Below are 24,756 nucleotides of genomic sequence, written 5' to 3' on the forward strand. Positions count from 1 at the left end.
ATTTGTGCAGGATAGGGGGTCGGCGGCAGTCGCGCAACGGCAGCGTGGCCGGATTGCCACGCAAATCGCCATATGGGCGCGGCGGCGTCGCGCGGCCGAACGCGACGCCGCGGCATCGGGCGCCCCGGATACACGGGCCGCCGGTTTCTCCCTACAAGACGCGGATGCGCGTCATCGCCCTTCTCATGGCCGCGGGCAGCGGCAGCCGCTTCGGCGGGCCCACCCCGAAGCAATACCTCCCGCTGCTCGGCCGCCCCGTGCTGCGGCACGCGGCGGAAGCGCTGCTCGCCGGCGGGCACGTCGCCGCCCTGCTGCCGGTGGTGCCGGAAGGGGAGCAGGCCCATGTCGCCGCGCTGCTCGACGGCCTGCCCGCCCTGCCGCCCGTGGCCGGCGGCGCGACGCGGGCCGCCAGCGTGCGCGCCGGCCTCGCCGCGCTGGCAGCCGACCCGCCGGACGCGGTGCTGGTGCATGACGCGGCGCGGCCCGTGGTGCCCGACGGCACCATCCCCGCCCTGCTCGCGGCGCTGGCCGGGGCGCCGGGCGCCATCCCGGCCCAGCCGGTGACGGACACGCTCAAGCGCGGCGCGGCCGGGCGCATCGTCGAGACCGTGCCGCGCGAGGGGCTGTTCCGCGCCCAGACGCCGCAGGCCTTCCGCTACGACGCCCTCGTCGCTGCGCATGCATCCGGGGATGCGGGGGCGACCGACGACGCCGCGCTGCTCGAAGCCGCGGGCGCGGCGGTCGCGCTCGTGCCGGGCGCGGAGGCGAACATCAAGATCACCTGGCCGGAGGACCTCGTCCGCGTGGAAGCCCATCTCGCCGCCCGCCTCGTCCCCCGCATGGGCACGGGCTTCGACGTCCATCGCCTGGTCGAGGGCCGTCCGCTGATCCTGTGCGGGGTGACGGTGCCGCATCCGCTCGGCCTCGACGGGCATTCGGATGCCGATGTCGGGATCCACGCGCTGTGCGACGCGATCTACGGCGCGCTCGCCGAAGGCGACATCGGCCGCTGGTTCCCGCCCTCCGAGTCCCAGTGGAAGGACGCCGACAGCGCGCGCTTCCTGCGCCATGCGGCCGGGCGCATCGCCGCGCGCGGGGGCGTGCTGGCGAATGTCGACGTCACGCTGATCTGCGAGCGGCCCAAGATCACCCCGCATGCCCCCGCGATGCGCGCGCGGCTGGCCGAATTGCTGGGCGTCGGCATCGACGCCGTCTCGGTCAAGGCGACGACGACCGAGCGCCTGGGCTTCCCCGGGCGTGGGGAGGGCATCGCGGCGCAGGCGGCGGCGGTGGTCCTGGTGCCGGCCGGACCCGTCTCGAAATAGCGATCCGGGGAATCGCTTCTTTTACGAGACAGCCCGTCCATGTAACCTGCGGTGGAACGCCCGATGGGACATGCCATGACGGCGAGCATGGACAAGCTGGCCTCGCCCCTTGGGGGCACCGGAAAGGGCAGCGGCACGCCGGGCGATGGTCCCGGCGGCCCCTGGATGGTGGTGGCCCGCCTGCCGGGCCTTGCCGCCCTGCATGAGGAAGCGCTCGCCGGCATGCTCGCCCGGCTGACCGCGACCGATCCGGAAGGCCCGGACCATCCGATGCGGGTCGGGCGCGTCGCGGCCATGCTCGCGGCGGAATTCGGCCTGGATGGCGGGCAATGCGACCTGCTGGCGCGCGCCGCCACGCTGCACGACGTGGGCAAGCTTGCCATGCCCGCCGATGTGTTCGGCCATCGGCACGTGCTGGACCCCGCGGCGCGGCGGGAGATGGAGCGCCACACCCTGCTCGGCGCCGCCCTCCTTGCCCATGCGACCGCGCCCTGGATCCGCCTCGGCGCGCTGATCGCGCTGACGCATCACGAAAGGTGGGATGGCAGCGGGTATCCGGACGGGCTGAGCGGGGAGGAGATCCCCCTCGCCGCGCGGCTGGTCGCGGTGGCCGATGTCTACGACGCGCTGCGGTCCGAACGGCCCTACAAGGGCGCGCAGGATCATGACGAGGCGATGCGACGCATCCTCGAGGGCGACGACCGCATCAGGCCGGGCCAGTTCGACCCCGCCGTGCTGGCGGCCCTGCAGCGCAGGGCGCCGGACATCGCCCTTCTACCCCGCTGAGGCGGGCGCGAAGGTCGAGATAACGTCGGGCAGGTCGCCGGCCGGCACGGGACGGCCGAACAGGTAGCCCTGGGCGGCATCGCAGCCTTCGGCGCGCAGCCCGTCGAGCTGGGCCTGCGTCTCGACCCCTTCGGCCGTGACGCAGATGCCGAGGCTGCGCCCCAGCCCCGCCACTGCGCGGACGATCGCCGCGGCATCGCCGCCGGCGCAGAGGTCGCGCACGAAGGACCGGTCGATCTTGAGCCGGTCGAAGGGGAAGATGCGCAGCTGGGTCAGGGAGGAATACCCCGTCCCGAAATCGTCCATCGCGATGTGCACGCCGATCCCACGCAGCGCGCGCAGCTGGTCGAGCGCCGTGTCCTGCGCGGCGAGCAGCACGTTCTCGGTCACCTCGACCTCGAGCCGCTCGGCAGCGAGGCCGGAGGCCGCGAGCGCGGCTTCGACGGCCGGCGGCAGCCCGTCCCGGTCGAACTGGGCGGGGGCGATGTTCACCGCCACGCGCAGCCCGGCGGGCCAGCCCGCGGCGACGCGGCAGGCCTCGCGCAGAACCCAGGTGCCGATGCGGCCCATCAGGCCGAGCCGCTCGGCGATCGGCAGGAACTCGATCGGCGGCACCAGGCCGCGCTCGGGGTGGCGCCAGCGGATCAGCGCCTCGAAGCCGGTCAGGCGGCCTTCGGGCAGCGCTACCTGGGGCTGGAAGTGCAGCTCGAACTGCTCGCTCTCGACGGCGCGGCGCAGTGCGCTTTCCATCGCGCGCAGCTCGCGGAAGCGGGCGTCCATCTCGGGCGCGAAGCGCAGCCAGCCGCCGGCGGGGCTGGCCTCGGTCCGGGCGAGGCCGGCGCGGCGGATGAGCAGCCCGGCCTCGGCCCCGTCGGCCGGGGCGATGGCGAAGCCGATGCGCGGCGTGACGGTCACCGTCTCCCCCGCGATCAGGTAGGGGCGCGCGAGAAGGTCGACGAGGCGGGCGGAGAGCGCCTGCGCCTGGGTCGCGTCGGCGACGTCGGCCTGCAGGATGGCGAATTCCTCCCCGGCGAGGCGGGCGACGAGGTCGGACTCGCGCAGCGCCGCGCGCAGGCGGCGGCCGGCGGCGCGCAGCAGGTCCTCCCCCACAGCGTGGCCGAGCACCTGGTTGACGGCGCGGATGCCGTCGATGTCGCAGATCAGCACGGCGAGGCCGGCGCGGCGCCGCGGCGGACGGTCGAGGGCCGCACCCAGCCGCGCCTCGAACATCGCGCGGTCGGCGAGGCCGGTGACGTGGTCGGCGCCACCGCCGCCGGGCAGGCCGGATTCTTCTTCGATGGCGAGGATCCAGTCGGACGCGCCCGTGCGGGCGAAGGCGAAGCGAAGGCCGGGCGCGCCGGCCAGGCGCAGCGGTTCCGCCGCGCCGTCCGGCGCCTCGGCGACGATGTCCTGTTCCTGGGTCGAGACGCGGGAGACCGCGGCGGCGACGAGGGAGGCGACGGCATCGCGGTCGAGCCTGGGGCTGGCCTCGAGAAGGTCGGACAGCCCCGCATGGGTGCGGCGGACGCGGGCGAGGCCCAGCTGCACCGCGGCACGGGGGCTGACATGGCCGATCCGCAGATCGGCGTCGAAGCTGAGGAGTCCGTCGGGCAGCGGCGAGGAAGGCCCGCCCAGAGGCCGTCGCCCGATGTCGGCGTCCGCCATCCCGTCCATGTCGCCTCGCTTTTGCTCGGGCGCGCCTGGGAAGTCGGGCGCGCCGGGTCCTGTTGCCGATGCGCTACCCTTAGGGCGGGAGGAATGAAGAAAGCATGGACGGGCCGGTCGCAGGCCGGGCGCGTGAGATGCGTCGCGGGGCGCTTCGCATTCTGCGATTCGCGTTTTGCGTGGCCTCATCGCGAGGCATCGCAATATGCTTCGCAAAATGCGAAACTGCTCTGCGATGAGGGGACTGGATGTCTGCGCATCCCGGCACGGCGCCCAGCCGGCCAGGGCACCGGGGTGTCCCGGCCAAGGTTTTCGCTGGCAAGGGCCGTTGTCGCGCAGGCGCGCGGCGCATCCGGCGGCCGATGCCGCCGGGGCAAAAAAATAGGGCCGCCCTATCGGACGGCCCCAAGGCAAGGTTGAGGAAGGCTAAGCTGCCAGGCCCCGGGACCATCCCGTGCCAGACGAGCTGCGTAATGCACGGGGCGTGCCAGATCACGCCGCCCGGTCCCGCCGGGTCATGCCGCCGGCCAGCAGGCGCAACCGGATGCGCTCCAGGATGGGCCCGCCGGTCACGCGATCCGCGCAGGGCGCGGCCGCCGACGGGCCGGCCGGGGCGAAATCCGCGTGCAGCGCCGCATGCAGGGCGCCATTGGCGAATTGGTGGCGGTTGGCGCAGTCGAGGTAGGATTCCGCCGGCGCGCCCTCGGCCAGCAGCACGTCATGCGCGTCCAGCTCGACATGCAGGTACTGGATCGGCCCGCTGGGCGGTTCGCGCAGGATTCCCGGCAGGCCGACGAGCCGTTCCGCCGGCACCAGCGCGCCATCGACCAGCAGGGCGTGGTCGGGGGAGACGCGGAGGTCCCGGCGCGGCACGCCCGGCCCGAGCGCCCCGGCGGCGATGCGGATGGGCAGCACCTTCTCGGGCGCCGGATGCCGCCGCGGATCGAGCCCACGCCGCCCGATCCAGCGGATGGGCGCAAGGCGCGGGCCGTTGAGCGCGAGGGTGACGACGCGGTCGCCGATGCGCAGCGCCTCGACCGTCACCTCCCCCGCCTCGGTCAGGATGCGCGTGCCGGCGAGGTAGCAGGGGGTCCGCATCGGCCCGACCGGATTGCCGTCCAGGTCGGTGTCCTCCTGATAGTCCACCCATTCGATGTCGCCGGCGACGAAATCGGTGCCCTGGGAGGGATCGGCGTAGCTGACGTACCAGCCCTGGTCGGCCACGTTCCAGGTCCAGGTCGCGCCGCCGGGGACGCCGGCGAGTTCGACCGTGTCCTCGCCCTCGCCGCCGTAATGGGTGTCGCTGCCGGGAATGGCGTTCAGCAGGTCGTGGCCGTCGCCGCCGCGCAGCACGTCGTTCTCGGCGCCGCCCTGCAGGATGTCGTTGTCGTTCCCGCCGTCGAGGATATCGTTGCCGCCGCCCCCCGCGAGCAGGTCGTCGCCCCCGAGCCCATCGAGCGTGTCGTTGCCATCGGCGCCGAAGATGTCGGTGTCGGGGCTCGCCGAGCCGGCGTAGCTGTCCTCGCCGACCGTGGCATCGCCGGCGGGGACGAAACCGCCACCGGGGATCGAGGTGTACCAGGACCCGGACATCCGCGCCTCCCGTCGCCGCGACGGGCCGGATCGCCCGTCGCGGCATCACCTAAGACGGGAAGTTTCGGTGCCGCAATTTCAACGTTTGGTTTAACGCGAGATTAACGCGAAAACGGAATGAAATCCCTCAGCGGGCGCGTTCCAGGATGCTCACGTAGTTCGCCACCGCCGCGCCGCCCATGTTGAACACGCCGCCGAGATTGGCCTTCGGCAGTTGCATCGCCCCCGCCGTGCCGGTCAGCTGCATCGCCGCCAGCACATGCATGGAAACCCCCGTCGCGCCGATCGGGTGGCCCTTGGACTTCAGCCCGCCGGAGCGGTTGACCGGCAGGCGCCCATCCGCCGCCGTCCAGCCTTCCAGCGCGGCGCGCCCCCCCTGCCCTTCGGCCGCGAGCCCCATCGCCTCGTATTCGATGAGCTCGGCGACGGTGAAGCAGTCATGCGTCTCGGCGAAGGAGAGGTCGGCGACCGTGATGCCCGCCTGCGCATAGGCCCGCGCCCAGGCTTCGCGCGCGCCCTCGAAGCGCACGATGTCGCGCGCGGCGATGGGCAGGAAGTCGTTGACCTGCACCGCCGCGCGGAAGCGCACGGCCTTGCCCATGCCCTTGGCCGTCTCGGCATCCGCCAGCACCAGCGCCGCCGCGCCGTCGGACACCAGCGAGCAGTCGGTCCGCTTCAGCGGGCGGGCCACATAGGGGTTCTTCTCGCTCTCGTTGCGGCAGAAGGCGTAGCCGAGGTCCTTGCGCATCTGCGCCCAGGGGTTGTCCACGCCGTTGCGGTGGTTCTTGGCCGCGATCGCGGCGAGCGCGTCCGACTGGTCGCCATGGCGCTGGAAATAGGCCTCCGCGATGCGGCCGAAGACGCCGGCGAAGCCGCCTTCGATGTCCTGCTCGGTCTTGCGGTAGGAGGCGGTGAGCAGGATGTCGCCGACCTTCGGGCCCGGCGTCGCGGTCATCTTCTCGGCGCCCACCACCAGGGCGAAGCGCCCCCGCCCGGCCGCGATGAAGTCCCGTGCGGCGTGGATCGCCGCCGAGCCCGTGGCGCAGGCGTTCTCGTAGCGCGTGATCGGCTTGAAGCGCAGTTCCGGCACCGATTGCAGCACGAGGGAGGACGGGAAGCCCTGCGGGGTGAAGCCTTCCCCGAAGACGCCGACGAAGCCGGCATCGATCTCGGCCGGGCCCAGGCCGGCATCCTCGATGGCGGCGCGGGCGACGCCGGCGATCAGCGTCTCGAGGTCGGGCGCGTCCTCGCGCTTGCCGAAGGGGCTGTGCGCCCAGCCGACGATGCAGGCTTCCGTCATGGGCGGTTCCTCCTGTGCGGGGCGCCATCCTAGATCAGGGTCCGGCCGGGTGGAACCGGCGCGCGGTTGCGCCGGGCGGAGATAAGCCGCTCTGGACGCTATGTTTTCCGGGGCAAGGGTTCCGACCGCCTGGCTCCATCCGGCGGGGGTCGCTTCAGCCGGCGTCCTCCCTCACGCCCGGCGGCGCCGTGCGCAGCACTGGCGTCAGCGGCAGCGCCGAAAGGCGCAGGCGTCGCGTGCCGACCTCGGGCGGGCCGGGCGCTGGCGCCGCGGCAGCGCGCCAGCCGAACTGTTCCGCGCGCCAGGCGAGCATCGCGAGCAGCGGTCCGTCGGGCGCGCGGCGCGGGGCGAAGGCGTCCGCCGCATCCGGCACGCCGCTTTCCACCGCGAGGCCCGCGACGAGCAGCGCGTCATGCGCGGGCAGCAGGATCTCGATGAAGTCGTGCTCAGCCGCCGCGGCATCCCGCGTGATGCCGGCCCCGTCCACCAGGTCCATCGCGCGGACCAGCGCCCCGTCGATCAGCAGCCCGACGTCAGGTGGCAGGATGAGCGTCTCGGTCGGCCCGGCATCGGCGATGGCGCCGGCGGCGATGTGGACAAGGGCGCAGCGCGCGCGGTGACGGCGCAGGCCCATCACGGGCTGGAAGGGGGCGCCGGCGCCGCCGGTGGCGAAGACCAGGTCGCCTGGCGCGATCTGCCCCGCCGGCACGGGCCCGCGTGGGGTCAGGACGGGGGCATCGGCGGGCAATCCGGTCGCGTGCGCGTCCAAGCGGCGGTCTCCGATCGGGACCGCTTGATTCCATCACGGAACGAAAGACGTCAATCGCGCAGGTGGCGGTGGCGCGCCCTGGAGGATTCGAACCTCCGACCCACGACTTAGAAGGTCGTTGCTCTGTCCAACTGAGCTAAGGGCGCCCGCGCCCCTGGTAGCACAATCAGTGCGACCAGTTCTCGTGCCGGCCGAAGCGGAAATTGTCGGCGTAGACCTTGGGCTTCATCGCGGGCTTCGCCGTCTCGGGCTCGGCCTCGTAGGCCAGGCCCTGCGCCTCGGCATAGGCGATGGCCTGGGCGCGCGTCCCGAAGGACAGGCGGACCTGGCCGCGCATGTCCCCCGACCCGTACCAGCCCATCAGCGGGTCGAGCCGCTTCGCCTCGGCCGGGGTGAATTCCAGCATCCAGCCCTCGCTCTTCGCGCGGCCGGACTGCATGGCCGATTTCGGCGGCTGGAAGATGCGGGCGAAGCCCTTGCTGTGCGCCATGCGTGACGTCCTCGAATGCGGCATCGGGGCGACTGGATTCGAACCAGCGACCCCTTGGTCCCAAACCAAGTGCGCTACCAGACTGCGCTACGCCCCGTCGCGGCGCACCCTATGGAAGGGGGCCGCCGGGGGCAAGCATCAGGGTACGGTCCCGAAGATCCGGTGAAGCACGCGGTCCCCGGCGCGGATGTCGAGCCGTTCAGTCACCCCGGCCGCGAGTTCCAGCGTCGCGCGCACCGGCCCGTTGCTGGACACGGTCGCGAGGGAGAGCGGCACGGTGCGTTCGGCGATGCGGTGGATGCGCCCGTCCGCGGCGATGAACACCATGTCTAGCGAGGCCAGGGTGTTGCGCATCCACATGCTGGATTCGCGCGGGGCGCCCCAGTCGAACAGCATGCCCTCGTCGGGCTTCACCTCCGGGCGGAACATCAGGCCGATCATCTGCTGTTCGGAGGACAGCGCCATCTCGACCGTGAAGGGAAGGCGCCGCCCGTCGCGCGTGACGATGACGAGCGGTTCGGTCGGCAGACGGGGCTGCGGCCGGTCCACGCCCGGCTGGGCGCGGGCGGCGGCGGGCAACAGGGCGGCGGCGGCGATCAGGGCGCGGCGGAGGATCATGGCCATCTCATGCCACGGCGGCGGGCGGGGCGGGAAGGTCGGCCAGCGCCGCGGCCGCGGCCCGGCGCACCACGGCGCGCACGACGCCGGGGCGCGGCGGGTCGACCAGCGTCGTGAACCAGTGTTCCGGCGGGTTGCGCCCGGCGGCGCGGTGGAAGGTCAGGCCGCGCAGCACGGCCTCGGCCGCCGGCGGCAGGCGGTCGGGCAGCGCATGCCCGTTCAGCACGCCCCAGACCCCGGCCCAGCAGCGGGCGACCGACCACGGGTTGTAGCCCCCGCCGCCGAGCACGATCAGCCGCGGCGCCGCGCCCATCAGCGCCGAGACCACCGCGCGGTGGGCGTTGTTCGACAGCGCCAGGCGCGAGAGCGGGTCCTCCTCGATCGCATCGGCCCCGCATTGCAGCATGATCGCCTGCGGGCGCAGGCGGCGGGCCAGCGGCAGGATCGCCTCGTGCAGCACCCACAGCATCTCGGAATCGTTGAAGCCGGCGGGGACGGGGATGTTGCGCGCATGGCCCCCTGCCCGGTCCTCGACCCCGCCGGTGAAGGGCCAGCGGCCGTCCTCATGGACCGAGAGGGTGAAGACGCGCGGATCGTCGTGGAAGGCGTCCTGCACCCCGTCGCCGTGATGGGCGTCGATGTCGACGTAGAGGAGGTTCGCGAGCCCCTGGTCCAGCCAGGCCATCAGCCCGAGCACGGCGTCGTTGAGGTAGCAGAAGCCGCTCGCCCGGTCGGGACGGCCGTGATGGGTGCCGCCCCCGGGCACGTGCACCACTCCGCCCCCGACGGTCAGCCGCGCGGCGAGCATGGTGCCGCCCGCCCCGGTCGCCGGGCGGCGGAACACCTCCCGGTAGACGGGATTGCCGTCGGCGCCGATGCGGAAGCGGGCGCGATCCTCCGGGCTGACGGCCTGGGCCGCCTCGGCGCGCTGCAGGGCCGCGACGTAGTCGGGGTGGTGGAAGCGCAGCAGTTCCTCGGGCCGGGCGGTCGGGCTGTCGATGTACTGCCCCTCCCCCACCCAGCCGAGGGCGCGGACCAGGTCGAGCGTGGTGGAGACGCGGGGGATGGCGAGCGGATGCTTCGGCCCGTAGGTGGACCGGCGGTAGATCTCGGAGCCGACCAGGATGGGCGTCATCGGTGGCGGGGAGGTGATGGCGGCTTCCGGCACTGCAAGATGTCGCGGTAATGGACCATTAACCGTTGCCCGATTAGCGTTCTTTTAACGTTTGCGGATCCGCGCGGCACGTCCCGCCGACCCGCCCCCGGAGGTGTGCCTTGCGTTTCAGCGATCTTCTCGTCGCGCTCGAACTCGTGCCGCGCCAGCAGGTGGACGACGCGCTCGCGCGCCAGGCGCAGACCGGCCGGCCGCTCGGCGACCTGATCGTCGAGGCGGGGCTGCTCTCCGCCCGCCAGGTCCAGACCCTGCAGGAAGGGCTGCCGCCGCCGCCCGACACGCTGCCGCAGCTCGGCATCGATTCCCGCATCGTCTTCGACATCCTGGTGAAGTACCTCAGCACCGCGGGCCAGGGCACGACGGCCTCGATCGCCGAGACGCTGGCGATCTCCCGCCGCCTCTCGGCCGCGCTGATCGAAAGCGCCCGTGCCCAGGGCATCGTCGAGCTCAAGCCGGGCATCGTCGCCGGCGAATTGCGCGTCGAACTCACGCCGCGCGGGCGGTCCATGGCGGTCGAGGCCTTCGCCAACAACGCCTATATCGGCCCGCTGCCGATCTCGCTCGCCGAATACTCCCAGCGCGTGCTGCGCCAGACCATCCGGGGGGAGACGGTGACGGCGCAGGCCGTCGCATCGGCCATGCAGCCGCTCGTGGTGGGGGAGGAACTGCTCGCCAAGGTCGGCATCGCCGCCAATGCCGGCCGCTCGATCCTGCTCTATGGCGCGCCGGGCAACGGCAAGACGTCCATCGCCGAGCGCATGGTGAAGGTGTTCGGCGCCATGGTGCTGGTGCCGCATTGCTTCGAGGTCGGCGGCCAGATCGTGAAGGTGTTCGATCCGTCGGTGCATCGCCGGCTTGGCGCGCGCAACGACCGGCCGCTCGCGGCGAGCCTGCTGGCGGATGAATTCGACCCGCGCTGGGTGCCGTGCCGGCGGCCATTCGTCGCGGCGGGCGGCGAACTCAGCCTCGACATGCTCGACCTCAAGTTCGAGGAGACGGCCCGCTTCTACGAGGCCCCGCTGCACGTCAAGGCGATGAACGGCGTGCTGCTGATCGACGATTTCGGCCGCCAGCTGGTGCGGCCCGAGGCGCTGCTGAACCGCTGGGTCGTGCCGATGGACCGGCGGATCGACTTCCTGAAGCTCCACACCGGGCAGTCCTTCCAGATCCCCTTCGACCAGCTGCTGGTCTTCTCGACCAACCTCTCGCCGCGCGACCTGATGGACCCGGCCTTCCTGCGCCGCCTGCCCTACAAGATCCACGTCGCGGGGCCGAGCGTGGAGGATTTCGCCGGGCTGCTGCACGCCAATGCCGCGGAGCACGGCGTCGAGTACCCCGAGCCCGCGATCATCTGGACGATCGAGGCGATCCAGCGGCACGGGACGATGCTGGCCTACTACCAGGCGACCGAGATCCCGCAGCAGGTCGCCGATTTCTGCCGCTTCCTCGGCCGCCCGCCGGTCGCTGACGAAAGCACGATCGGCTTCGCGCTCGGCAACCTGCTGGTGCGCTGAGGGCCCCTGCCCTCAGCCCTGCGGCATGCCTTCCGGGACGATGGTGCGCACGAGGCTCGCATCCAGCGCCTCGTAGTCGTGGTAGCCGATGGTCTCGTACAACTGCGCGCGCGTCTGCATGCGCCCGACCATGTTCTGCGTGCCGCCATCGGCGCGGATCGCGACGTACAGGTCCTCCATCGCCCGCGCCGCGATGCGCAGGTGGCTGACCGGCCAGATCACCATCGCGTAGCCCATTTCCTGGAACTCGGCCGCGGTGAAGAAGGGCGTGCGGCCGAATTCCGTCATGTTCGCGAGCAGCTTCACGCCCGGCATGCGGCGGGCGAATTCGACGAACATCTCCCGCGTCGTCAGCGCCTCGGGGAAGATCGCGTCCGCGCCGGCTTCCAGGTAGCGGTTGGCGCGGGCGACGGCGGCGTCCATGCCCTCGCTCGCCACCGCATCCGTGCGCGCGATGACGACGAGGTGCCGCCGCGCCTTGCGCGCCGCCGCCACCTTGGCCGCCATCTCATCCACCCCGGCGAGCTTCTTGTCATTCAGGTGCCCGCACTTCTTGGGCAGCAACTGGTCCTCGAGATGCACGGCGCCCGCGCCGGCTTCCTCGAAGGTGCGGACCATGTGCATCACGTTCAGCGCTTCCCCGTAGCCGGTGTCGCCATCCACCAGCACCGGCAGGGCGGAAGCGCGGACCACCTGGCGGATGTGCCAGGCGACGTCGTCGACCGTGATCATGCCGAGGTCGGGCAGGCCCATCGTCGCCGACATGGCCGCGCCCGACATGTACAGCGCCGGGAAGCCCTGCTTCTTCGCCAGCAGCGCGGCGATGCCCAGATGCGCGCCCGGCATCTGCAGGATCTCCGGCCGGTCGAGCAGGCGGCGGAAGCGCAGGCCCGCGGGTTCCTCGGGCAGGTCGTCGGCGATGATGTAGGGCATGGGCGCTGGCTCCTGCGCGGTGGGCGGCGCGTCCTCCAAAGCCTGTCGCGCGCCCGAAGGCAAGTCCCGTGGCGTCAGGGCCAGAACTGTTCCGAGTTGATCACGGCATAGGTGTTGCCGCCGCTGTCCGCGCGCCAGGTCTGATACCAGAAGCGCCAGGATCCGCTGCGCAGGAAACCCACCACGGTCGTGCCGTAGATTGTCGTATCACCCTGCCCGACGAAGCGCTGGACATTCTCGTGCCGCGCGGCGTTGCCCATGTAGCGGCTCTTGAACAGCGAAGCCTGGGGGGTAGCTGTCCCGTAGGTCGCGCGCTGGGCGTTGTCGTGCTGGGCGTGCTTCACGGCGACGGCGACCTGGCGCTCAAAGCTCGCGTCCATGCGCTGCTGCGCGGTCCCGGTGTAGGACATGCCCTGGCGGTTCGCATGGTAGACAACAAGGTCACCGCCCGGCATCGCGTCGATGAACACGGAGCAGCCGGACAGGTTGTCCGTGAAGAAGGTGTCGGCAGCCGTCCCGATGCGCAGCGACGTGATGTTGTTCTGCTTGAAGGGCAGATAGTAGCAGTTGTTGGTGCCGCCCGGCGGACCGAACTTCACGATTTTCGCGCCCGGCTTGTAGGCGTTCAACGTGTAGCTGTAGGTCGCCGTGTTGACGCTGAAGTGATCGTTCTCCTCGGTTCCGTCGAAGTTCGCGACGGCGCCGGTGCCCGGGACGCGCAGCGCCGGCCCGGCGACGCCGCTCCCCGCCGCGTCATAGGCCCCGACAATGAATGCCGTATTGGCAAGGCTCGCCCTGTGGATGGCCATGCGCCGCGTCTCCCGATCGATCCCGAGCAATCGTCGGCAAGGTTGCGTGATGTCCGGGGCGATGTCCATTCGCCGCGGGCGCCCAAGAAACGGGCATGTAGCGGTGTCCTGCGAGCCTCGGCGCCGCATCCGCGCGGTGTCGGCGGGGCCGCGACAGGCGCGAGCCGTGCGGAGCCCCGGCGCCATTCGGGCGTGCACGCCATTGCCGCAGGCCGCCGCCGGCATGGGAGACAACCGCAAGGCCGCGGCCTTCCGACGGTGCGCGTCATCAGAAGAAGATCAGCGTCACCAGGATAAACAGCGGGATGAGGAACACCACCGCCCAGCCGCAATAGCCGAAGAAGGAGGGCATGCGTTCCCCGTTCTCCTCGACGATCGCCTTGACCATGAAGTTCGGCGCGTTGCCGATGTAGGAATTGGCCCCCATGAACACCGCGCCGCAGGAAATCGCCGCCAGCGTCAGCGCGCCCTGCGTCATCAGGTAGGCCGGGTCGCCGCCCGCGAGGTTGAAGAACACCAGGTAGGTCGGCGCGTTGTCGAGGAAGGAGGACAGCGCGCCGGTCAGCCAGAAGTAGACCCAGGGCACGGGCTGGCCCGCCGGGTCGGAGGTGAGCGCCACCAGCGGCGCCGCCGCCCCGTCCATCCCCGCGCGCAGGATCGCGAGCACGGGTGCCATGGTGACGAAGATGGCCGCGAACAGCTTCGCCACCTCCAGGATCGCGCCCCAGGCGAAGCCGTTCGCCTCCCGCAGCGCGGGGGAGGTGACGCGCATCGACACGAAGGCGATCGCGACGAAGACGGCGATGCCGACCAGCCGCTCGATGCCGATGGAATCGCCGAACAGCGCGACCTCGCCCGGCCGCCAGTAGCCCTGCGCCAGCACCATCAGCACCACGGCGCCGATCAGGGCGAGGTTCACGGTGCCTTCCAGTCTCAGCGGCTCCTTCGCGCCGGTATCGGGGATGACCGGCTGCTCCTTCGCCCAGGCCCTGCTGTCGAGCACGTAGTAGACCGCGAGCAGGATGACCGCGCAGACGAGGAATTCCCCGAACATGTGCGTCGTCGTCCAGAAGAAGGACACGCCCTTGAGGAAGCCGAGATAGAGCGGCGGATCCCCCAGCGGCGTCAGCGAGCCGCCGATGTTGCTGACCAGGAAGATGAAGAAGACGAAGGTGTGCGTCTTGCGCTTGCGGAAGGCGTTGGCGCGCAGCACCGGGCGGATCAGCAGCATCGATGCGCCGGTCGTGCCCATGATGCTCGCGATCACCGTGCCGAAGGCGAGCAGCGCCGTGTTCGTCGCCGGCGTGCCCACCAGCGTGCCCTTCAGAAGCACGCCCCCGCCCGTGACGTACAGCGCCAGCAGCAGCGCGATGAACGGGATGTATTCCTGCAGGAGGATGTGCCAGACCTCGGCCGCGGCGACATCCGGGCCGAACACCACCGCGAAGGGCAGCACCAGCAGCGCGCCCCAGCCCGCGGCGATCTTGCCGTAGTGATGGTGCCAGACATGCCCGGCGACCAGCGGCATCAGCGCGATCGACAGCAGCAGCCCGGCGAAGGGGATGCCCCAGGCGAGCGACATGCCAGCGCCCGAGACGCCCGCCGCCGCCGCCTGCCCCGGGAAGGTGGCCAGCAGCCCCGCCACGAGAAGGCAGGCACCAACGGCTCGGCTCCGGCGCATCGTCTTTCGGTCCCCCTGCATGCAAGGGGCACCGGCCCCAAGCCCCGTTCCTGGCGTCCTTGCCGGATGGCTTGCCCGGCCACAAGGGGCCGCCCCCCTTTTCCACCCCCCTCCCCGAGCCTAGTTTGCGGGCCGGACAGGAGACCCACCGATGGACATGAGCGGCGAGCGCCGCATTCCCGCCCCGCGCCAGCGGGTGTGGGAAGCGCTGAACGATCCCGAGATGCTGCGCGCCGCGATCCCCGGCTGCGATTCCGTCACGCGCACGGCCGAAGACGCCTTCGAGGCGAAGGTCTCGGTCAAGATCGGGCCGATGGCCGCGAAGTTCGGCGGCAAGGTGAAGCTCGAGAACGTCAACCCGCCCGCCTCCTACACCATCAGCGGCGAAGGCAATGGCGGCGCCATGGGCTTCGCCAAGGGCGGCGCGGACGTGGCGCTCGAGGAAGTCGGCCCGTCCGAGACGGTGCTGAAGTACACGGTCAAGGCGCAGGTCGGCGGCAAGATGGCGCAGCTCGGCGCGCGGCTGATCGACAGCACGGCCAAGCAGATGTCCGACCAGTTCTTCGACCGCTTCGCCGCGGCCGTCGCACCGCCCCCGCCGGCCGAGATCCCTGCCGTGGCCGAGGGCGCGCCCGCCGCCGCCCCCGCCGCGGCGGCCCCGCGCGTCATCCCGGCCGGGCCCGCCGGCATCTCGATCTTCGACCTGCTGCCGGAAGCGCCCTTCGGCATCCCGCTGCTCGCCTGGGCGGGCGGGGCGATCTGGATCGTCATCCTGGCACTGATGTTCCTGTGAGCATGCCCGCGAGCGTCGCGGAGACGCAGGCGCTGCTCGCCGCGGGCGGCTATGTCGCCGACCGCGCGCTCGCGACCACCGTCCACCTGTCGCTGCGCATGGGCCGCCCCCTGTTCCTCGAGGGCGAGCCCGGCACCGGCAAGACGGAGATCGCCAAGGTGCTGGCCAAGATGCTCCCGCGGCATCTGGTGCGGCTGCAATGCTATGACGGGCTCGACCTGTCCGCCGCGGCCTATGAGTGGAACCACGCCCGGCAGCTGATGGCGATCCGCCTCGCGGAAGCCTCGGGGGAGACGGACCGGGAGGCGCTGGAGCGCGGCATCTACGACCGCCGGTTCCTGCAATCCCGCCCGCTGCTCCAGGCGCTGGAGGGCGAGCCCTCCGTGCTGCTGATCGACGAGCTCGACCGCGCCGACGAGCCCTTCGAGGCCTTCCTGCTGGAGATCCTGGCCGACTTCCAGATCAGCATCCCGGAACTCGGCACGGTGCGCGCGACGACGCCGCCGGTCGTCATCATCACGTCGAACCGGACGCGGGAAGTGCATGACGCGGTGCGGCGGCGTTGCCTCTATCACTGGGTCGACTATCCCGACGCGGCGCGGGAACGCGCCATCCTGCGGCTGCGCGCGCCGGGCCTGCCGGAGAAGCTCTCCGCGCAGATCGTCGCCTTCGTGCAGAAGGTCCGCGACGGGGACTACTTCAAGCTGCCCGGCGTGGCCGAGACGATCGACTGGGCGCAGGCGCTCGCCGCGCTCGACGCGAAGGAACTGGAACCCTGCGCGGTCGATGAGACGCTCGGCGTGCTGCTCAAGTACCAGGACGACATCGCCAAGCTGAAGGGCGCCGAGGCAGCCCGGCTTATCTCGGAGAGCGCCGCGTGACCCGCGGGGGCGCCGCCCCCCAACAGGCAAAGAAGGGAGGGGGCCCGGGGGAGGTTCCCCTCCCCCGGCCTTTCCTGCCATGGCGCTGACCCCCGACCGCGACGCCTCCCGCATCATCGGCGCCGCCCAGGCCCGCGCGGCGGGTGCCGCGACCGCTCCCGGCGGCCACCTGGCCGACAACCTTCTCGCCTTCACCCGTCTTCTCCGCCGCACCGGCCTGCCGCTCGGCCCGGGGGAAGCGATCGCGGGGCTCGAGGCGCTGACCGAGGTCGACCTCGCCGAGCGCCGCCAGGTCCATGCCGCGCTGCGCGCCGTGATGGTGCATCGGCGGGAGCATTTCGAGCTGTTCGACCAGGCCTTCCAGCTGTTCTGGCGGGACCCCGAGGCCGCCGCGCATGCCGCCGCCATGGCGCTGATGGACGGCAACAAGCCGAAGGACGAGAAGGCGCCCCCGGCGTCCCGCCGCCTCGCCGAGGCGATGCAGGGGGAAAAGCCCAAGCCGAAGCCGCCCGAGGAACCGCCCCCGCGCCACGACATGACCTTCACGGTCAGCGAGCGCGAGCGCCTGCAGCAGATGGATTTCGAGGCCATGTCGGCCGAGGAGGTGGCGGCCGCGAAGCAGGAGATCCGCCGCCTGTCGCTGCCGCTCGATGAACGCCGCACGCGCCGTTTCCGCCCCGACCCGTTCGGGCCCGTGGCGGATTTGCGCGCCACGGTGCGCGAAAGCCTGCGCACCGGCGGCGAGATCCTGGACCTCGCGCGGCGCCGGCGCGTGACGCGACCGCCGCCGCTGGTCGCGCTGTGCGACATCAGCGGCAGCATGTCCCGCTACGCGCAGGTGCTGCTGCACTTCCTGCATGCGGTCGCGAATGACCGCGACCGCGTGCACGCCTTCCTGTTCGGCACGCGGCTGACCAACGTCACGCGCCAGTTGAAGCATCGCGATCCGGAAATCGCCTTCGAGACGATCGCGCATATCGTGCCCGACTGGTCCGGCGGGACGCGCATCGGCGAATCGCTCGCGCTGTTCAACCGGCAGTGGGGACGTCGCGTGCTGGGCCAGGGCGCGGTGGTGCTGCTCATCACCGATGGGCTGGACCGGGAAGGCGCCGCTGGCCTCGCCGAGGCGACCGAAAGGCTGCGCGGATCCTGCCGGCGGCTGATCTGGTTGAACCCCCTGTTGAGATTCCAGGGCTTCCAGCCCAAATCCCAAGGCATCCGGGCAATGCTGCCCCATGTGGACGATTTCCGCCCGGTGCATAACCTGAACAGCCTGCGGGACCTGGTCGCGACCCTGTCCGACCCGCACGCCGCGCAGCGCGGAAGGAAGGCGGCATGAGCACCGACACGATCCAATCCGAGGACATCCTGGCGATCGCCGCCCGCTGGAAGGCGGAAGGCGAGCAGGTGGCGATCGCGACGGTGGTCGAGACCTGGGGATCCTCCCCCCGCCCCGCCGGGTCGCGCCTCGCGGTCACCGCCTCCGGCCGGCTGATGGGCTCGGTCTCCGGCGGCTGCATCGAGGGCGCGGTCGCCGACGCGGCGAAGAAGGCGATGTCCTCGGGCGAGCCCGCCTTGCTCGACTTCGGCATCTCGGATGAGCGCGCCTGGGAGGTCGGCCTGTCCTGCGGCGGCAAGATGAAGGTCTTCGTGGAGCCGCTGACGTGAAGGCCGAGACGCTCGCCCGGCTGCAGGCCGAACGCGCCGCGCAGCGCCCCGTCGTGCTGCTGACGCGCCTGTCGGACGGGGAGCAGCATCTCTGGCCGCAGGAAGCACTGCCCGCGATGCTGGCCGAGGCGGCGCGCGTCGCGCTGGGCGCCGAGAAAGCCGCGACCGTGATGCTGGATGGGGAGGCCTGGTTCGTCCATCCGCACAACCCGCCGCTGCGCATCATCGTCGTCGGCGCCGTCCACATCGCCCAGGCCATGGCGCCGATGGCCGCACCGCTCGGCTTCTCGATGGCCGTGGTCGATCCGCGCCGTGCCTTCGCGACCGAGGAAAGGCTGCCCGGCGTGACCCTTTCGACCGACTGGCCGGACGAGGCGATGGCCGCGCTGAAGCCCGACATCCGCACCGCGGTGGTCACGCTGACGCACGACCCGAAGCTCGACGATCCCGCGCTCGACGCCGCGCTGCGGAGCGAGGCCTTCTACATCGGCGCGCTCGGTAGCCGCCGCACCCATGCCAAGCGCGTCGCGCGGCTGAAGGACCTCGGCCACGACGACGCGGCGATCGCGCGCATCCACGCCCCCGTCGGGCTCGACATCGGCGCCGTGACGGCGGCCGAGATCGCGCTGTCGGTGATGGCGGAGATCGTCGCCGCGCGGCGTGGCGCCGCACTCGGCCAGCCGCGGCCGCTTCCCGCCCCCGAACAGGGCCGCGTCAGCATCGGGATCGGCGCATGATCTTCGGCCCCACGCCGCTCGAGGAAGCCAAGGGCGCCATCCTCGCGCATTCGCTGCGCCTGACGGGCAAGGTCCTGAAGAAGGGCACGGTGCTCGACGACGCCGCGGTCGCCGCGCTGAAGGATGCCGGCAAGCGGGAGGTGATCACCGCGCGCCTCGAGGCCGGCGACGTGCCGGAGGACGAGGCGGCGGAACGGCTCGCCGTCGCGCTGACCGCGCCGCACATCGCCCGGTCCCGCGCCGCGACCGGGCGCGTGAACCTGTTCGCCGAGACGGCCGGCCTGCTCGTGATCGACGCGAAGCGGATCGATGCCGTCAACGCGGTCGACGAAAGCCTGACGGTCGCGACCCTGCCGAACCACACCGTGGTCTCGGCCAAGGAGATGCTGGCGACCATCAAGGTCATTCCCTTCGCCGTGCCGGGCCGCGTGCTGTCGGTTGTCGAGGCCGTGGCCCGCAGCGCGGCTGCGCCGCCGTTGACCATCCATCCCTTCCGCCCGCTGAAGGTGGGCCTGGTGCTGACCGAACTGCCCGGCATCAAGGAGAGCGTGATGGAGGGCGCGGTGGAGGCGACCTCCGCGCGCGTCGAGGCGCTGCACGGCACCATGCTGCCCGTCGAGCGCGTCCGCCACGAGGAAGGCTCGGTCGCCGAGGCGCTGTCGCGCCTGAAGCGCGCGGGGGCGGAGATCCTGCTGATCGCCGGCGCCTCGGCCGTGGTGGACCGGCGGGATGTCGGGCCGGCGGCGATCATCCGCGCCGGCGGCGCGATCACGCATTTCGGCATGCCGGTCGACCCGGGCAACCTGCTCTGCCTGGGCGAGATCGCGGGCATCCCCGCCCTGGTCCTGCCCGGCTGCGCGCGCAGCCCGAAGCTCAACGGCTTCGACTGGGTGCTGGAACGCCTCTTCGCCGGGCTCAAGGTCAAGCGCGCGGACATCACGGCGATGGGCGTGGGCGGGCTGCTGAAGGAGATCGAGGTGCGCCCCCTGCCGCGCGAACAGGCGCCGCGCACGCCGGCGCCGCTGCTCGCCCCGCGCCGGGCGCGCACCGTCGCGGCGATCGTTCTCGCCGCCGGGCGGTCGCGCCGCATGGCGCCGCTGAACAAGCTGCTCGTCGCCGACCAGCAGGGCGTGCCGATGGTCGCCCGCGTCGTCGACAACGCGCTGGCTTCCCACGCCAGGCCGATCATCGTCGTGACGGGCCATGAGCGCGACCGGGTGGAGGAAGCGCTGTCGGGGCGCCCCGTCCTCTTCGCCCATGCCGAGCATTATGCCGAGGGGCTGTCGGCCTCGCTGAAGGCCGGACTCGCGGCCCTGCCCGAGGAAGCGGAGGGCTTCCTCGTCTGCCTGGGCGACATGCCGCTGGTGGCGGGACCGATGCTCGACCGGCTGATCGCCGCCTTCGACCCGGAGGAAGGCCGCGCGATCGTCATGCCGACCTTCCGCGGCAAGCAGGGCAACCCGATGCTCTGGAGCCGCGAGTTCCTGCCCGAGATGGCCTCGATCACCGGCGATGTCGGCGCCCGCCACTTGGTCGGCAAGCATGCCGACCGGATGGTCGAGGTCGAGATGGCCGACGACGCCGTGCTGCGGGACTTCGACACGACGGACGCGCTGAAGGGGTTGCCGCGGAGCGGCTGAGGCCCGCCGCGGCGATCAGCCTGCCAGGATCGCGGCCGCGACCGCCGCCGGGTCGGCAAGGCGCACCGACTGGCGCGGCCCGACCACGGCGGGCGCGCCGTCGAGGGCGACGGGCAGGAGCTCCTGCGCGAAGCCCTTCGCCGCCGCGATGGTCTCGTAGGTCCGCACCAGGTCGCGGTGCAGCCCGCGGCTGAGGATGGACACGCGCGCCGGCACGGCATCGAACAGCAGCAGCAGGTGCAGCGCCGATCCCATGAAGCCCGCGATCCGCTCCGCCCCGGCGATCGCGGCGAGCTGCCCGGGCAGCGACAGCGTCTCCGGGTGCAGGATCGTCCAGCCCGCATCGACCAGGCGCGCCTCCACCGCCGCCTCGCCCTCGACCCGCGCGACCCTCTCCGGCAGGGCGCTGCGCGATAGCCAGACGCGCTTGCCCCACTGAACCAAGCCATAGGGCGCGATGCCGAGGGACGCGGCCTGGGCCGGGTGGAACCAGCCGCCGAAGACGCAGCCCTGCCGCGGCACGACCAGCTCCTCCACCGTCACCGGCTCGTCGAGGACGCTGCCATCGGGCGCGGCGAGGCCCGCGAAGCCGAGCAGCGTCGCCATGTCGCGGGAGACGCCCGGCCCCTGACGGTGCCACAGCACCGGCGTGTCCGGCGCGGTGCGCAGGTGCCAGGCGCGCGCCAGCCCCTCGATCAGCCCATGCCCGAAATGCGGCACCAGCACCCCGCCATAGACGTGCCGCCCGGCGATGCGGCGGACGGGCGGGCGCGGCGGCGCGGTCGCGAGGTCGAGCGCCCGGTGCCGCCAGGCCGCTTCCGGCACCGGCCGCCCCGCCGCGTCGAAGACGCCGAGCACGAAGGGATAGACCGGCGTCGGCCCCGGTTCCGGCGGGACGAGCAGCGCATCGCGCACCACCGCGAGGCCGAGGCGGTCCGGCGCGTCGTTCATCCCCCCAGCAGGTCCCATGTCCGCAACTGCGCCAGCAGCGCGGGGATGTCGACGCGGCAGCGCGCCTCATGCCCCTGCCCCGCCACCGGGTCCATCAGCCAGCCATGCCAGGCGAGGCCGCGCAGCATGGCCAGCCGCGCATGGGTCGGCACGCCGTAGCCGGCGGGGTGGAGTTCGACCAGCGCCGCGCCGGGCGCGGCGAAGCCGGCATTGGTCAGCCCCGCCCCATGCGCCCCGAGGATCAGCCGTGCCGCGGCGAAGCGCGCCACCTGCGCGGCGTAGGGCAGCGCGCCGGGCGTCACGACCTCGAACCCCTCCGCGGCCAGCGCCTCGGCCAGCGCTTCCTCGTTCTCGATGGCCCGGCGGCCGGGCGCGTCGAAGCGGGCGACATAGACCCGCGGCCCCGCCGGCGCGGCGGCGACGCCGGCGCGGATGGCGGCGAAGGCACGGCCCGCATGGGCGCCTGGCGTGACCGAGACGGCGAGCGGCGACGGCCAGGCGAGCGCCGCGCAGCGCACCAGCCCGCCCGAGCGCAGAACCGGCCCGGTCCAGGGCGTCAGCCGCAGCGCTCCGTCCTGGAAGGCGGGCAGGCCGACATGCAGGAGGATCGGCACCTCCCGCCCCAGCGCTTCCCGCCCGAGCGCCAGGGCGGCGAGGCAGTCCGCGTGCCAATGCCAGTAGTTCCGCCCGCCCGGCGTCTGCATGCACAGGACGGGGCCATCGACCCGCGTCGCGATCCCTTCCGCCCAGCCCTGGGCGAAGCGTGGCTCGGCCAGGAACTCCGCCACCCGGCCGCGATGCCAGGGGGGAATGCTCTCGAGCAGCGGGCGGCCGCCCAGGAAGACGGTCCAGGACCCGGTATGGACCAGCGCATCGGCCAGCACATGGATCATCGCCGGCGGGGCGACGGGCGCGGGGTCCAGCAGGGCGCCGAGGCGCGGCACGGCGGCGAGGCCCGCCGGCGCCGCCTTCAGGCCGCCGGTGGCCGAAAGCCGTTCGGCCGGTGCGATGGCGAAGGTCCCGGCTTCTCCCCGCAGCAGGGCGCCCCGCGCGCCCTCGGCACCGCCCTCCCGCGCCGGGCAGGCCTCGGCCAGCCGGATCGGCGGCGCGGCGGCCAGCGCGGCGAGGTCGAGCGCCGTGCCTCCGTCAGCCAAGCGCCGACTGCACCCAGCCCGCCCAGGCGAGCGTGGCCGCATCCTCGCCGATCCGCCCGGCGACCTGCACGCCGAGCGGCAGGCCGCGCGGTCCGGTCCCGGCGGGCACCGTCGCGCAGGGCACGTGCAGCAGCGTCCAGAGCGTGTTGAAGGCGGGATCGCCCGTCCAGGCGAGGCCTTCGGGCGCCTCGCCCGGCGCGGAGGGCGTCAGTACCGCGTCGAAGCCCGCGAGCGCGTCGGCATAGGCGGCGCGGGCGGCGGCGAAGGCGATGCGGCCCTCGACGAGCTTCGCCACCGGCTGGGTGCGGGCCCAGCCCATCCGCTCGGCCAGCACGGGGGACAGCTGCGCCCCGGCATGGTCGACCTCCCAGCCGATCGCCTCGGCCGATTCCATGTTCATCACATGCGGGTGGGCATCGACCGCGGCGGCGCAGGCGGCCGGAAGGTCGAGCGGCACGACCTCGGCCCCCGCGCGGCGGCAGGCCTCGGCCACGCGCTCCATCAGGGCGAGCGTCTCGGGCGCGGCCTGGTCGGCGGTCGGGCCCATCACCAGCGCGAGGCGCGGCGCGCGGGGCGCCTTGGCGGCCGGGTTGCCATGGTCGATGCCCGTCATGGCGGACATGGCCAGCGCGCAATCGGCGACGCTGCGCGCCATGACGCCGATGGTGTCGAGGCTCTCGCTCATCACCTTCATGCCGGCGCGGTGCAGCGTGCCGTAGGACGGCTTGAAGCCGACCACGCCGCAATAGGCCGCCGGGCGGACGATGCTGCCCGCCGTCTGGGTGCCGAAGGCGAGCGGGAAGAAGCCCGCCGCGACGCCGGCGGCGGACCCCGAGGAGGACCCGCCGGGCGTATGCTTCAAATTCCGCGGGTTGGCGGTCGGTCCCGGATGGCGGGTGGCGAATTCCGTCGTCACCGTCTTGCCGATGATCACCGCGCCCGCGCGGCGCGCCGCGGCGACGCAGGCGGCGTCCGAGCGCGGCCGGTGCCCCGCCCAGATCGGCGAGCCGTATTGCGAGGGCTGGTCGGCCGTGTCGATCACGTCCTTGACCGCGAAGGGAATCCCGCCGAGCGGGCCGTCCTTCGCCGCCGCCGCGGCACGGCGGGCCAGCGCCGGGTCGAGCCAGGCGAAGGCCCGCACCTCGGGCTCCCGCGCCGCGACGCGGTCGAGGCAGGCCTCCATCAGGGCGGCGGGGGAAAGGCGGCCGGCGGCGATCGCGGCGCGGGCCTCGGTGGCGGTCAGGTCGGGGATGTCGGTCATGCCGTCATGACGCTGCGGACCTCGCCCGCGGTCAAGCGGACGCGAATTGTTGCGGTGCCATGTCATGCCGTATCCGGATGGAAAACGCCATGCCGATGTGCTGGCGCGCGGCGCCGTCAGGTGCCATCTCTCGCCCATGGCCAGTCCCATCCGGGTCGCGCGCGCCCCGGACGGGGTCCTCGCCTATGCGATCCCCCTCCCGCCCGAGAGCCTGCCGCCGGTCGTGCCGCGCGAGCTCGAATCCGCCTGGGAGCACGCGCGCGCCGCGGCCGCGGCCGAGCGCTGGGGCGCGCCCCGGCGCCTGCTGTTCCGCCGGGCGGATGGCAGCGCCATGGAAATGCTGCTGGCCGACGCCGACGCCGCCTGCTGGGCGGAGGCGGTGGACGCGGTCCATGACCTCGGCACGGTGGCGGGACTGTCGGTCTGCCTGCGGCTGCTCGCGCTGATCGAGCTGATGACGCGGGCGCAGTGGATGCGCGGTCTTTTCACCCTGGGATCGGAAGGCGCGGAACTGCACCCGGCGCTGCTGCGCGCGGCCGCGACCCTGCCGCTGGACGCGGCCGCGCGGTTCGACGAAACGGGCCTCAGGCGCCTATTGTCGCGTCCGATTCCTTCCGGAGTGTCCGCATGATCCGCCTGGCGCCCCTGCTGCTGCTTCTCGCCGCCTGTGCCGAGACCGCCGCGCCGCCGCCGCCGCCCGCGCCGCGCCCCGCCGCTGCCGCCGCGCAGGGCAACGACTCCGCGCTGCGCAACGCCTGCGAGGCAGAGGCCGAGCGCGCCGTCGCCTTCCGCGAGCGCGGGCAGGATTCGCGGCTCGACCGCGACATCGGCGCGACGGACGCGACCAACACCATCCCTTCCCTGCGCGTGCAGTCGGACGCCTATGGCCGCCGCGTGCTGCGGGAAGAACTGATCCGCGACTGCATCCGCGCCAACACGGCCGGGCCGCGGCCGCAGGACCGCGCGCAACCCGCCGCGGCGCAGCGCGGGCGGAGGAACTGAGGGCGCGGCCCG

At 72.6% G+C, this 24,756-nt stretch carries 24 protein-coding genes and 2 tRNA genes; 11 read left to right on the top strand and 15 right to left on the bottom strand.

From position 1 onward, the window contains the following. The first annotated feature begins 164 nt into the window (after positions 1-164). Both J5Y09_RS03295 and J5Y09_RS03300 read left to right on the top strand, forming a co-directional pair. Entirely contained in the window at positions 165-1,325 is a 1,161-nt protein-coding gene (locus J5Y09_RS03295; protein ID WP_209350315.1) for a bifunctional 2-C-methyl-D-erythritol 4-phosphate cytidylyltransferase/2-C-methyl-D-erythritol 2,4-cyclodiphosphate synthase, read from the top strand. 87 nt (positions 1,326-1,412) lie between these two features. Next, a complete protein-coding gene (locus J5Y09_RS03300) occupies positions 1,413-2,111 on the top strand; it encodes an HD-GYP domain-containing protein (RefSeq protein WP_209350316.1) in 699 nt (232 codons plus the stop codon). On the opposite strand, the gene J5Y09_RS03305 is transcribed toward J5Y09_RS03300, so the two are convergent. From J5Y09_RS03305 to J5Y09_RS03345, 9 genes are all read right to left on the bottom strand, one after another. Further along, positions 2,100-3,776, bottom strand: a complete 1,677-nt coding sequence (locus J5Y09_RS03305; RefSeq protein WP_209350317.1) for a putative bifunctional diguanylate cyclase/phosphodiesterase — start codon at positions 3,774-3,776, stop codon at positions 2,100-2,102. The two genes, J5Y09_RS03300 and J5Y09_RS03305, sit on opposite strands and share 12 nt — an antisense overlap. A gap of 492 nt (positions 3,777-4,268) precedes the next feature. Next, a complete protein-coding gene (locus J5Y09_RS03310) occupies positions 4,269-5,369 on the bottom strand; it encodes a Hint domain-containing protein (RefSeq protein ID WP_209350318.1) in 1,101 nt (366 codons plus the stop codon). 127 nt (positions 5,370-5,496) lie between these two features. Beyond that, positions 5,497-6,669: an acetyl-CoA acetyltransferase gene (locus J5Y09_RS03315; protein WP_209350319.1), complete on the bottom strand. Its 1,173-nt coding sequence runs from the start codon at positions 6,667-6,669 to the stop codon at positions 5,497-5,499. Positions 6,670-6,823: 154 nt separating this feature from the next. Next, a complete protein-coding gene (locus tag J5Y09_RS03320) occupies positions 6,824-7,438 on the bottom strand; it encodes a Hint domain-containing protein (RefSeq protein WP_209350320.1) in 615 nt (204 codons plus the stop codon). Between the two features lie 69 nt (positions 7,439-7,507). Continuing rightward, positions 7,508-7,584, bottom strand: a tRNA-Arg gene (locus J5Y09_RS03325). Between the two features lie 20 nt (positions 7,585-7,604). Beyond that, entirely contained in the window at positions 7,605-7,928 is a 324-nt protein-coding gene (locus tag J5Y09_RS03330; RefSeq protein WP_209350321.1) for an ETC complex I subunit, read from the bottom strand. A gap of 23 nt (positions 7,929-7,951) precedes the next feature. Next, positions 7,952-8,025, bottom strand: a tRNA-Pro gene (locus tag J5Y09_RS03335). A gap of 41 nt (positions 8,026-8,066) precedes the next feature. Beyond that, the gene (locus J5Y09_RS03340; protein ID WP_342451398.1) at positions 8,067-8,546 is read right to left on the bottom strand and encodes a DUF192 domain-containing protein; all 480 of its coding nucleotides are present in this window, start codon (positions 8,544-8,546) and stop codon (positions 8,067-8,069) included. A gap of 7 nt (positions 8,547-8,553) precedes the next feature. After that, positions 8,554-9,714: an acetoin utilization protein AcuC gene (locus J5Y09_RS03345; protein WP_432761227.1), complete on the bottom strand. Its 1,161-nt coding sequence runs from the start codon at positions 9,712-9,714 to the stop codon at positions 8,554-8,556. A 107-nt stretch (positions 9,715-9,821) separates the two neighbouring features. On the opposite strand from J5Y09_RS03345, the gene J5Y09_RS03350 reads away from it, so the two are divergent. Continuing rightward, positions 9,822-11,234 (top strand): DUF8689 domain-containing protein, encoded by a 1,413-nt coding sequence (locus tag J5Y09_RS03350; protein ID WP_209350323.1) that lies wholly within the window; start codon positions 9,822-9,824, stop codon positions 11,232-11,234. A 12-nt stretch (positions 11,235-11,246) separates the two neighbouring features. Here J5Y09_RS03350 and prpB read toward each other — a convergent pair whose 3' ends face one another. The 3 genes from prpB to J5Y09_RS03365 all read right to left on the bottom strand — a co-directional run bounded on the left by prpB (position 11,247) and on the right by J5Y09_RS03365 (position 14,657). Further along, the gene (prpB, locus tag J5Y09_RS03355) at positions 11,247-12,167 is read right to left on the bottom strand and encodes a methylisocitrate lyase (RefSeq protein ID WP_209350324.1); all 921 of its coding nucleotides are present in this window, start codon (positions 12,165-12,167) and stop codon (positions 11,247-11,249) included. A gap of 74 nt (positions 12,168-12,241) precedes the next feature. Then, positions 12,242-13,045 carry a hypothetical protein gene (locus tag J5Y09_RS03360; protein ID WP_209350325.1) on the bottom strand — a complete coding sequence of 268 codons (804 nt, stop codon included), beginning with the start codon at positions 13,043-13,045 and terminating at the stop codon, positions 12,242-12,244. A 199-nt stretch (positions 13,046-13,244) separates the two neighbouring features. Further along, complete coding sequence (locus J5Y09_RS03365) at positions 13,245-14,657, bottom strand: sodium:proton antiporter (protein WP_209350326.1); 1,413 nt, start codon at positions 14,655-14,657, stop codon at positions 13,245-13,247. A 157-nt stretch (positions 14,658-14,814) separates the two neighbouring features. On the opposite strand from J5Y09_RS03365, the gene J5Y09_RS03370 reads away from it, so the two are divergent. The 6 genes from J5Y09_RS03370 (at position 14,815) to J5Y09_RS03395 (ending at position 20,376) form a co-directional block, all read left to right on the top strand. Continuing rightward, a complete protein-coding gene (locus J5Y09_RS03370; RefSeq protein WP_342451399.1) occupies positions 14,815-15,450 on the top strand; it encodes an SRPBCC family protein in 636 nt (211 codons plus the stop codon). 2 nt (positions 15,451-15,452) lie between these two features. Beyond that, positions 15,453-16,331: an AAA family ATPase gene (locus J5Y09_RS03375; protein ID WP_209350523.1), complete on the top strand. Its 879-nt coding sequence runs from the start codon at positions 15,453-15,455 to the stop codon at positions 16,329-16,331. A 79-nt stretch (positions 16,332-16,410) separates the two neighbouring features. Further along, positions 16,411-17,670, top strand: coding sequence for a vWA domain-containing protein (locus J5Y09_RS03380; RefSeq protein WP_209350328.1), 1,260 nt, complete (start codon positions 16,411-16,413; stop codon positions 17,668-17,670). Next, complete coding sequence (locus tag J5Y09_RS03385) at positions 17,667-17,999, top strand: XdhC family protein (RefSeq protein ID WP_209350329.1); 333 nt, start codon at positions 17,667-17,669, stop codon at positions 17,997-17,999. The genes J5Y09_RS03380 and J5Y09_RS03385 overlap by 4 nt, the downstream gene beginning before the upstream one ends. Beyond that, positions 17,996-18,736 carry an XdhC family protein gene (locus J5Y09_RS03390; RefSeq protein WP_209350330.1) on the top strand — a complete coding sequence of 247 codons (741 nt, stop codon included), beginning with the start codon at positions 17,996-17,998 and terminating at the stop codon, positions 18,734-18,736. The genes J5Y09_RS03385 and J5Y09_RS03390 overlap by 4 nt, the downstream gene beginning before the upstream one ends. After that, positions 18,733-20,376 carry an NTP transferase domain-containing protein gene (locus tag J5Y09_RS03395; protein WP_209350331.1) on the top strand — a complete coding sequence of 548 codons (1,644 nt, stop codon included), beginning with the start codon at positions 18,733-18,735 and terminating at the stop codon, positions 20,374-20,376. Before J5Y09_RS03390 ends, J5Y09_RS03395 begins: the two co-directional genes overlap by 4 nt. A gap of 15 nt (positions 20,377-20,391) precedes the next feature. Here J5Y09_RS03395 and J5Y09_RS03400 read toward each other — a convergent pair whose 3' ends face one another. From J5Y09_RS03400 to J5Y09_RS03410, 3 genes are read right to left on the bottom strand one after another with little or no spacing between them, the layout of a single operon-like run. Beyond that, a complete protein-coding gene (locus tag J5Y09_RS03400; protein WP_209350332.1) occupies positions 20,392-21,327 on the bottom strand; it encodes a glycosyltransferase 61 family protein in 936 nt (311 codons plus the stop codon). Further along, positions 21,324-22,481 (bottom strand): glycosyltransferase family 61 protein, encoded by a 1,158-nt coding sequence (locus J5Y09_RS03405; protein ID WP_209350333.1) that lies wholly within the window; start codon positions 22,479-22,481, stop codon positions 21,324-21,326. The genes J5Y09_RS03400 and J5Y09_RS03405 overlap by 4 nt, the downstream gene beginning before the upstream one ends. Then, entirely contained in the window at positions 22,474-23,742 is a 1,269-nt protein-coding gene (locus J5Y09_RS03410) for an amidase (protein WP_209350334.1), read from the bottom strand. The genes J5Y09_RS03405 and J5Y09_RS03410 overlap by 8 nt, the downstream gene beginning before the upstream one ends. 136 nt (positions 23,743-23,878) lie before the next feature. Here J5Y09_RS03410 and J5Y09_RS03415 point away from each other — a divergent pair, with 136 nt between their 5' ends. After that, complete coding sequence (locus J5Y09_RS03415; protein WP_245216791.1) at positions 23,879-24,373, top strand: hypothetical protein; 495 nt, start codon at positions 23,879-23,881, stop codon at positions 24,371-24,373. After that, positions 24,370-24,744 carry a hypothetical protein gene (locus J5Y09_RS03420; RefSeq protein WP_209350335.1) on the top strand — a complete coding sequence of 125 codons (375 nt, stop codon included), beginning with the start codon at positions 24,370-24,372 and terminating at the stop codon, positions 24,742-24,744. Before J5Y09_RS03415 ends, J5Y09_RS03420 begins: the two co-directional genes overlap by 4 nt. Positions 24,745-24,756: the final 12 nt, after the last annotated feature.

Source organism: Roseomonas nitratireducens (genome assembly GCF_017813355.1).
In the GTDB taxonomy this organism is placed as follows: domain Bacteria; phylum Pseudomonadota; class Alphaproteobacteria; order Acetobacterales; family Acetobacteraceae; genus Neoroseomonas; species Neoroseomonas nitratireducens.